The organism is Rhodococcus sp. BS-15 (assembly GCF_000813105.1).
Classification (GTDB): domain Bacteria; phylum Actinomycetota; class Actinomycetes; order Mycobacteriales; family Mycobacteriaceae; genus Rhodococcoides.
Genome location: NZ_BAOX01000277.1, coordinates 1 through 6,442 on the forward strand (window position 1 = coordinate 1; position 6,442 = coordinate 6,442).

The 6,442-nt window shown below is 65.1% G+C and carries 7 protein-coding genes; all 7 read right to left on the minus strand.

From position 1 onward, the window contains the following. Nucleotides 1-162 precede the first annotated feature (162 nt). Nucleotides 163-846: an SMC-Scp complex subunit ScpB gene (scpB, locus tag RHBS_RS22480; protein ID WP_128646459.1), complete on the minus strand. Its 684-nt coding sequence runs from the start codon at nt 844-846 to the stop codon at nt 163-165. Further along, complete coding sequence (locus tag RHBS_RS22485; protein ID WP_037189201.1) at nt 843-1,679, minus strand: ScpA family protein; 837 nt, start codon at nt 1,677-1,679, stop codon at nt 843-845. The genes scpB and RHBS_RS22485 overlap by 4 nt, the downstream gene beginning before the upstream one ends. Continuing rightward, the gene (locus tag RHBS_RS22490) at nt 1,676-2,638 is read right to left on the minus strand and encodes a ParA family protein (RefSeq protein ID WP_237669578.1); all 963 of its coding nucleotides are present in this window, start codon (nt 2,636-2,638) and stop codon (nt 1,676-1,678) included. Before RHBS_RS22490 ends, RHBS_RS22485 begins: the two co-directional genes overlap by 4 nt. Before the next feature lie 110 nt (nt 2,639-2,748). Beyond that, entirely contained in the window at nt 2,749-3,663 is a 915-nt protein-coding gene (gene xerD, locus RHBS_RS22495) for a site-specific tyrosine recombinase XerD (RefSeq protein WP_128646461.1), read from the minus strand. Nucleotides 3,664-3,669: 6 nt separating this feature from the next. Next, nucleotides 3,670-4,302: an NUDIX hydrolase gene (locus tag RHBS_RS22500; RefSeq protein WP_128646462.1), complete on the minus strand. Its 633-nt coding sequence runs from the start codon at nt 4,300-4,302 to the stop codon at nt 3,670-3,672. Continuing rightward, on the minus strand, nt 4,299-6,032 hold the full coding sequence (locus RHBS_RS22505) for a CTP synthase (RefSeq protein ID WP_128646463.1): 1,734 nt from the start codon (nt 6,030-6,032) through the stop codon (nt 4,299-4,301). Before RHBS_RS22505 ends, RHBS_RS22500 begins: the two co-directional genes overlap by 4 nt. Before the next feature lie 150 nt (nt 6,033-6,182). Further along, nucleotides 6,183-6,442, minus strand: a 260-nt coding sequence (locus RHBS_RS22510) for a copper transporter (RefSeq protein ID WP_187298599.1), incomplete at its 5' end; no start/stop codon positions are given.

Here is a 6,442-nt window from a genome sequence, read left to right on the forward strand (position 1 = left end):
GGGAGCGCCGTCACGGGGCGCATCGTCGCGGGTGCGATCTCCGCGGCGCGCGTCACGCGGAGTGTCCGACCTACCTGCGGTCGGCTTCCTGCGTGGGTCTTGTCTCTTGTTACGGTCCGGTGTGCCATCACGGCGAGCGGGCTTGTTCACTTGTCTTACCTATCAGTCGTCCGAGTCGAGCTCGGCTGCCGGATCGGGTTTCGATCCGCGGTTCTTGGTGGAGCGGGTCGTTCTCGGGTCGGTGTCCATGCTGTCACTGATCTCGTCGATCAGGTCCACACCCGGCAACAGCGGTGCCAGTTCGGGTAGATCACCGAGCGATGCGAGCCCGAGCCGTTCGAGGAACAACTCGGTGGTGCAGTACATCGTGCCGGTCGTCTCCGGGTCGGTTCCTGCTTCGGAGATCAGTCCACGGGCGAGCAACGTACGCATCACTCCATCGACGTTGACTCCTCGCACGGCGCTGACTCGTGCGCGGGTCAACGGTTGACGATATGCGATCACGGCCAGGGTTTCCAATGCCGCGCGTGTGAGCTTGGACCGAGCGCCGTCCAGAAGCAGCCGTTCGACGTACGGCGCATAGGCGGTTCGGGTGTAGAAACGCCATCCGTCACCGGCGTAGCGGAGGTCGATTCCGCTGGTTCGTTCGGTCAGTGCAGCGGCCATCGCCGTCAATGCTGCGCGCACGCGGGCTACCGACGCACCCACGGCCGAGGCGAGCTGCTCGTCCGAGGCCGGTGTGTCGACAATCAGCAACACAGCTTCGAGAGCCGAGGCGAGAGTGGCGTCGTCGAGCTCCTCGGAATTTTCGGCGTCCTCGAGCTCGAGTTCTGGGTCGGCACTCATGCGTAGTCCTCTTCCGTGACCACGATGGGTCCTTCGTCCTTACCGGTCCAGCTCACTCGAAGATCGCCGAGCGGCTCGGGCTGCTCGAAGGCGATCACCTGTTGCCGGAACAGCTCCAGCAACGCCAGGAATCGCGCGATTATTTCGACCTGCACCTCGCAGTCCTGCACCAACTCGGAGAACGACGCCCACTCGTTCAGTCCTCGGCCCTGCAGATTCTCGAGCAGCCACGCCGCCTGCTCGGGAATCGAGACCGCGTGCTGATGAATGTGATCGAGCCCCACCTGCGGAATCGGCTTGGGTCGAAACGCCGCAGCGGCGATGTCGGCGAACGTGGCCGGATCGACGCCGAGCAGCACCTCGGGAATCAGATCGGCGTATCTGTCCTCCACCGATACCGATCGCGGATAACGCCGTAGCGCAGCAGCTTCCAGCTCACCGAACAGCAGGGCGACCTGCTTGTAGGCCCGGTATTGGAGTAGCCGGGCGAACAGTAGATCTCGAACTTCGAGTAGGGCAAGATCCTCGGCGTCCTCCACATCACCCGAGGGCAGCAACCGTGCTGCCTTGAGATCGAGCAATGTCGCGGCAACGACGAGGAACTCCGTCGTCTGATCGAGGCCGACATCGGCACCGAGCGACTTGGTGAACGAGATGAAATCGTCGGTGACGGTGTGCAACGCCACTTCGGTGACGTCCATGCGGTGCTGACTGATCAGCGACAGCAACAGATCGAACGGGCCCTCGAAGTTGAGCAACCGCACCCGGAATTTGGACGGATCCGCGTCGGCGGGAACCTCGATCGGGGCCTCGTCTGCGGCGTCGACGGTCACGGACCCGACCGGTAGATCACCTCGCGCGCGAGGGCGCGGTACGCCTGTGCGCCGCCGGATTTCGGAGCCCACGTGGTGATCGGCTCTCCGGCCACACTGGTTTCCGGGAATCGGACGGTACGGGTGATGACCGTGTCGTAGACGACGTCGCCGAACACCTCGACCACTCGCGTCATCACCTCACGCGAATGCAGTGTGCGGGCGTCGAACATCGTCACCACGATGCCGGCCAATTTCAGCCGCGGGTTGAGCCGATCGCGCACCTTCTCGACGGTGTCGTTGAGCAACGCCAGTCCGCGGAGGCTGAAGTACTCGCACTCCATCGGGATCAGCACTTCGTCGGCGCACGTGAGCGCGTTGACCGTCAACAGACCGAGAGACGGCTGGCAATCGATGAGGACGTAGTCGTAGCGATCGAGAATCGGATGCAGCACCCGCCCGAGTGTCTGCTCCCGGCCGACCTCGGTGACCAGCTGAATCTCGGCTGCGGAGAGATCGATGTTGCTGGGCATCAGATCGAGATTCTCGACGCGAGTGCGCATGATGATGTCGTCGGCAGAGACCTTCGCTTCGACGAGGAGGTTGTAGACCGTCAGATCGAGCTCGTGATGTGCGACGCCCAATCCCGCGGACAGTGCGCCCTGCGGGTCGAGATCCACGAGCAGCACGCGACGGCCGTAGCCGGCCAACGAGGCCCCGAGGTTGATGGTCGACGTCGTCTTGCCGACGCCACCCTTCTGGTTGCACATCGCGATGATCTTGGCCGGGCCGTGACTGGCCAAGGGCTGCGGATCCGGTACCGACCTCGTTTTGCGTCCCGTCGGCCCCAGTTCGTTCGCTGCGGGGATGACGTCGCGGGACTCCCGACTGGATTCCGGTTGACGGGTGTGGAAAAGGGCACCCTCGAGATGCGCGTGATCGGAGGCTGACTCCGCCGCTGGCGGCTGCGGTGTCGACACGTTCCAGTGCTCCCCTGTCCCGTTCGTCTTCGAGTAGTTCACGCAAACGCTACCGCTTGAGGCTCCGGCACTGTCATCGGACACGCTGAGAGGCGGTGGTCGACCTCGTGCTACCGCGCCCGCGGATGCGCTCCCGCCCACACTTCACGCAGCGTGTTGACGGTGACGAGAGTGTAGATCTGTGTTGTGGTCACCGATGCATGACCCAGGAGCTCCTGCACCACGCGTACATCGGCACCGCCGTCCAGCAGATGCGTGGCGAAGGAGTGCCGAAGAACGTGCGGTGAGACACCGGAGGTGATCCCGGCCCGCTCGGCCGAGTCCTGCAACACCTGCCACGCACTCTGCCGAGACAACCTGCCGCCCCGGACGTTGAGGAACAGCGCAGGATTCGAGCGCGAGACCAGCCCCGGCCGTCCGCGCACCAGGTACGCGTCGACGGCCTCGATCGCGGGCCGCCCGACCGGGACGATGCGATGCTTGCCGCCCTTGCCTCGCAGCAGCACCGAGCGGGCCTCGGTATCGATGTCGTCGACGTCGAGCCCGACGGCCTCGGAGATACGAGCTCCGGTGGAGTACAGCAGTTCCAGCAGGGCTCGATCCCGCAGTCCGCGCGGGGCATCGGGACCCGCGACAGACGCCGATTCGAGCAATGCCACCACCTGATCGACGGGTAGCGACTTCGGCAATCGCTTCGCCGGCTGGGGCGGCTTGACCTCGCTCGCGACGTTGCGCTCGACCATTCCCTCCGCGAGCGCGAACCTGTGCAGACCCCGCACCGCGATCAACGTCCGAGCCGCCGAACTTGCTGCGAGAGCAGAGAATTCGTCATCGCCGCGCCGCAGATAGAGCACGAACTCGGTGATGTCGTTCTCGGCGACCTTCACCAGATCGGTGATGCCGTAGCCGCTCAGGAACCGCTCGTACCGCACCAGATCGCGACGGTAGGACGACACCGTGTTCGGTGCCGACCCGCGCTCGACCACCAGATGGTCGAGGTACGTCTGAATCTGCTGGCCGATCACGGTCCGCTACTTTCGTGAACTCTTCCGCTTCTCGAATGCCGTCGGCAGATCCGTCCACGGCGCATCCGCCGGGCGCAGTTCGGTACCGGCAGCGCGCGCCGCGGCGAACGCGAGAACGCCCGCGACGGCGGATGCGTTGACGATCTCGCCCGACAGCGCTCGACGGACGGCCTCGTCCATCGGCACGTAGGAGAGCTCGATGTCGGCTTCCTCATCGTGCGCCTCGGGCCGATCGACCTCGGTCAGGCCTCGAGCGAGGAAGATCCGCACGGCCTCGTCGGTGAACCCGGGCGAGGCGAGCACATCGACCAGAACCGACCACGACTGAGCGGCGAGCCCGGTTTCCTCGGCGAGCTCACGCTGAGCCGCCAGCACCGGCTGCTCCCCCGGCTCGTCCAACAGACCGGCAGGCAACTCCCACAGTCGACGACCGACGGGATGCCGGTACTGCTCGATCATCACCACACGATCCTGATCGTCGACGGCCAGAATCCCGACCGCGCCGTGATGCTCGATCACCTCACGCTCGGCCTGACGACCGTTCGGCATCGCGACCTGATCGAGCCGGAGCGCAAGAATCGCGCCGGAGTACGGCACCGACGAGTCGAGGGTGGCGAACTCGTGCCGGGGCTCGCTCATCCGACGGTCTCGGCGGCGGCGTCCGATTCCTCCGTCTGAACCGTATCTCCGTGCACGTCGACCGGCAGGCGCTCCGCGGCCTTGTACTTCAGCGCCGCATTGATCAGCGACGCGAACAGCGGATGCGGACGGGTGGGCCGGCTCTTGAGCTCCGGATGCGCCTGAGTGGCCACGAAGAACGGGTGCACCGACGCGGGCAGCTCGACGAACTCGACAAGGTGGCCGTCCGGAGAAGTGCCGCTGAAGATCAAGCCGCTCTTGGCAATTCGATCTCGGTAGTCGTTGTTGACCTCGTAACGATGACGGTGGCGCTCCGAGACGCTTTCGGTGCCGTACGACGCTGCGACGACCGAACCCTTCTGCAGGGTCGCCGGGTAGGCACCGAGGCGCATCGTGCCACCGAGATCGGCGTCACCGGCAACGGCGTCTTCCTGATCGGCCATCGTGGAGATCACCGGATCCTTGGTGTCCGGGTCGAACTCGGCGGAATTGGCGTCGGTCAGACCGACCGATCGGGCCGCCTCGATGACGACACACTGCAACCCGAGGCACAGCCCCAGCAACGGAATCTTGCGCGTACGTGCGAACTCGATGGCACCGAGCTTGCCCTCGATTCCGCGGATGCCAAAGCCGCCGGGAATGAGCACGGCATCGACATCACCCAACGCGGCCTGCGCCCCCGCAGGCGTCGCGCACTCGTCGGATGGAACCCACTTGATCTCGACCTTCGCGCGATGAGCGAATCCGCCGGCACGCAGCGCCTCGGTGACCGACAGGTAGGCGTCGGGCAGGTCCACGTATTTGCCGACCAGGCCGACGCGCACGGTTTCGCGCGGCTGGTGGACGCGCTCGAGCAATCCACCCCAGATGGTCCAGTCGACATCGCGGAACGGGAGACCGAGCTGACGGACGACGTACGCGTCCAGGCCTTCCTTGTGCAGCACTTTGGGAATGTCGTAGATCGACGGCGCGTCGGGCGTGGAGATGCAGCCGTCGACGTCGACGTCGCACATGAGCGCGATCTTGTTCTTCAGTCCCGGCGGCACGTCGCGATCGCACCGCAGGATCAACGCGTCGGGCTGGATGCCGATGCTGCGCAGTGCCGCGACGGAGTGCTGGGTGGGCTTGGTCTTGAGTTCACCGGACGGAGCCAGGAACGGAACCAGTGACACGTGCAGGAAGAACACGTTGTTGCGGCCGACGTCGTGGCGCACCTGACGCGCTGCTTCGAGGAACGGCTGCGACTCGATATCGCCGACGGTGCCGCCGATTTCGGTGATCACGACGTCCGGCTGGTGCCCCTGCAGGTCCGGGCCGTTCATCGCGAGAATGCGACGCTTGATCTCGTCGGTGATGTGCGGAATGACCTGAACGGTGTCGCCCAGGTACTCACCGCGGCGTTCCTTGGCGATGACCGTCGAGTACACCTGGCCGGTGGTGACATTGGCGAAGCCGGACAGATCACGGTCGAGGAATCGCTCGTAGTGTCCGACGTCGAGGTCGGTCTCGGAGCCGTCCTCGGTGACGAAGACCTCACCGTGCTGGAACGGGTTCATCGTGCCGGGATCGACATTGAGGTAGGGATCGAGCTTCTGCATGGTCACGCGCAGTCCGCGTGCGGTCAGTAGCTGGCCGAGGCTGGATGCCGTCAGGCCTTTTCCGAGCGAGGACGCGACGCCCCCACTGACGAAAATGTGCTTGGTGTCGGAACGCGACTGAAGGCGTGACAATGAGGCTCCCGTGACGAATCTGCAGGGCTTGCTCCTATCAGGGGGCTGATAAGAGAGGTAAAGCGTGGAAATTGGGCCTGCTACCCACGGGACTTCACGGTAACACCAGTACCTACCTCACCGCCAACGACACGCTCGTTCCGGCGACGATCAGCTCGCCGGCGCTCCGACGGTCACGGCATTCGCATTGGCTCCGGTGCCGTAGCGACCCGACGCCCCGTCCAGCTGCTCCGCCAAGGCGAGAACCGTGGTGATACGTCCTGCTTCACGGTCGACGTTGTCGACCGTGCTTAGAGCGGACGACAGCGCCGAATCGGCTCGCACGACAGCGATGGAACCGTTGCCCTCCGCCGCGCCGGATCGGCCCCGCCAGTACCGCGCCGCACCGCGTGCATCGAGCGCGCCCGCGA

Excerpts from the sequence above, each read along its gene's own strand:
- scpB (WP_128646459.1), bottom strand. The coding sequence starts at position 846 with ATGAGTGCCGACCCAGAACTCGAGCTCGAGGACGCCGAAAATTCCGAG.
- RHBS_RS22500 (WP_128646462.1), bottom strand. The coding sequence starts at position 4,302 with ATGAGCGAGCCCCGGCACGAGTTCGCCACCCTCGACTCGTCGGTGCCG.